The organism is Acidovorax sp. KNOB132 (assembly GCF_057541515.1).
The window spans coordinates 1-1872 of record NZ_BAAJYT010000452.1 but is presented as its reverse complement, the minus strand read 5'-3'; the positions used below and the strand labels follow the sequence as shown (position 1 = coordinate 1872).

Sequence of the window (1872 nt, the reverse complement as noted above, 5' to 3'; positions counted from 1 at the left end):
TGGAGTTCCAGAACGCGGCCGAGGTGATCGAACGCGAAGGCGCATCGCGCGTGTTCCTGATGCTCGACGAGTTCGCGCGGCGCCTGCACGAACTGCTGCGCACCTCGGACATCACCACGCGCACGCAGGAGGAATGCCTGTGGCTCTTCCTGCCGTTCTCCTCGCCCGAGGGGCTGGCCGCGCGCCTGCAGGCGTCGCTCCAGGGCGCGGGCGGCGGCGCGGCCGCGATGCCGCTGCGCACGCGCATCCGGCACCTGGAGGTGCCGGGCGGCCTGCGCTCCGGCGAGCAGGCCTCGGACCTGATGGCGCGGCTGCGCGACGGGACCTGATCGCATGGGGGAGCAGGTGGTGTTCGCGTTCGTCACGCTGTTTTCCAGCGCGACGCACCAGTCGTGGGTGGAGCTGGCGCTCAAGTTCTTCCCGTTCGTGGTGCTGCTGGAGGCGCCGTTCTTCCTGCTCGTGTGCGCGGGCATGGTGAAGTACGGCCTGCGCGAGCACCGGCCCTACCTGCAGCGCGAGCGCTATCCGCGCGTGTCCTGCGTCATCACCTGCTACTCCGAGGGCGACGACGTGCGCAAGACCATCCAGTCGCTCGCCCAGCAGATCTACCCGGGCTTCATCGAGATCATCGCCGTGGTGGACGGCGCGGTGCAGAACGAGCCCACGCTGCGTGCGGCCCGCGGGGCGCGCGAACTGCTGGCCGGTGCCCGCCGGCGTGCGCTGGTGGTGCTGCCCAAGTGGCAGCGCGGCGGCCGCGTGTCGTCGCTGAACGCCGGCCTGTCGATCGCCAGCGGCGAGATCGTGATGGCGCTCGATGGCGACACCTCGTTCGACAACGACATGGTGCGCCATGCCACGCGGCATTTCGACGACCCCGGCGTGGTGGGCGTCGCCGGCAGCCTGCGGGTGCGCAACGCCCGCCGCTCGCTGGCCGCGCGCATGCAGGCGCTGGAATACATGCTGTCCATCGGCGCGGGCAAGACGGGGCTGTCGGAGTTCAACATCGTCAACAACATCTCGGGGGCGTTCGGCGTGTTCCGCGCCAGCTTCATCCGCAACCTGGGCGGCTGGGACGCGGGCACGGCCGAGGACCTGGACATGACGATGCGCATCAAGCAGTACTTCGGCCGCCATCCGGGCCTGCGCATCGTGTTCGACCCGCATGCCGTGGGCCACACCGACGCGCCGGACACCTGGCGCGTGTTCTTCCGCCAGCGCCTGCGCTGGGACGGCGACATGTTCTACATCTTCATCCGCAAGTTCCGCCTGAACCTGCGCCCGCGCCTGCTGGGCTGGCGCAATTTCCTGTTCGTGGTGGTGAACGGCCTGGTGATGCAGGTGCTCATGCCCTTCCTCATCGTGGCCTACACCGGCGTGATGCTGCTCACGCTGCCGGTGGGGGCTGTGCTGGGGGTGCTGGGGTTCGTCTACGCGGTGTACCTCGCGGCGCTGCTGTTCTATTTCCTGCTGTACCTCGTGGCCGTGTCCGAGCGGCCCCGGCACGACGCGGCCTACCTGCGGTTCCTGCCGCTGTTTCCGCTCTTCGCCTTCGTCAACCGCGTGCACTGCACGTTCTCGATCCTGCAGGAGGTCTTCCTGAAGACCCACCTGGACTCCGCGATGGCCCCCTGGTGGGTGCTGCGCAAAACCAAGTTCTGATATGCCGCATCGCCTGGGGAAACGTCTTTTGCCATGGGCCGCGGTGCTGTGCCTGATGGGGTGGGGCGCGGGCGCGCTGGCGGCCGAACCGGCCCCGCCGCTGGTGCCCCCCGTGTTGGCGCTGGAGGCGCCGCCCGCACTGCCCGCTGACGTGCTGGCCCAGGCGCCTGCCACCCTGGCGGAGCTGGAAGGCTGGGCCGAGGTGCAGGCCCC

2 protein-coding genes and 1 pseudogene are annotated in these 1872 nt (G+C 69.6%); all 3 read left to right on the top strand.

The window, feature by feature from the left end:
* A pseudogene (locus tag AC27IO_RS23630) lies at nt 1–329 on the top strand (hypothetical protein); the annotation flags it as partial.
* A gap of 4 nt (nt 330–333) precedes the next feature.
* Complete coding sequence (locus AC27IO_RS23625) at nt 334–1659, top strand: glycosyltransferase family 2 protein (RefSeq protein ID WP_487116347.1); 1326 nt, start codon at nt 334–336, stop codon at nt 1657–1659.
* 28 nt (nt 1660–1687) lie between these two features.
* Nucleotides 1688–1872, top strand: a 185-nt coding sequence (locus AC27IO_RS23620) for a hypothetical protein (RefSeq protein WP_498741098.1), incomplete at its 3' end; no start/stop codon positions are given.

Excerpts from the sequence above, each read along its gene's own strand:
- AC27IO_RS23625 (WP_487116347.1), top strand. The coding sequence starts at position 334 with ATGGGGGAGCAGGTGGTGTTCGCGTTCGTCACGCTGTTTTCCAGCGCG.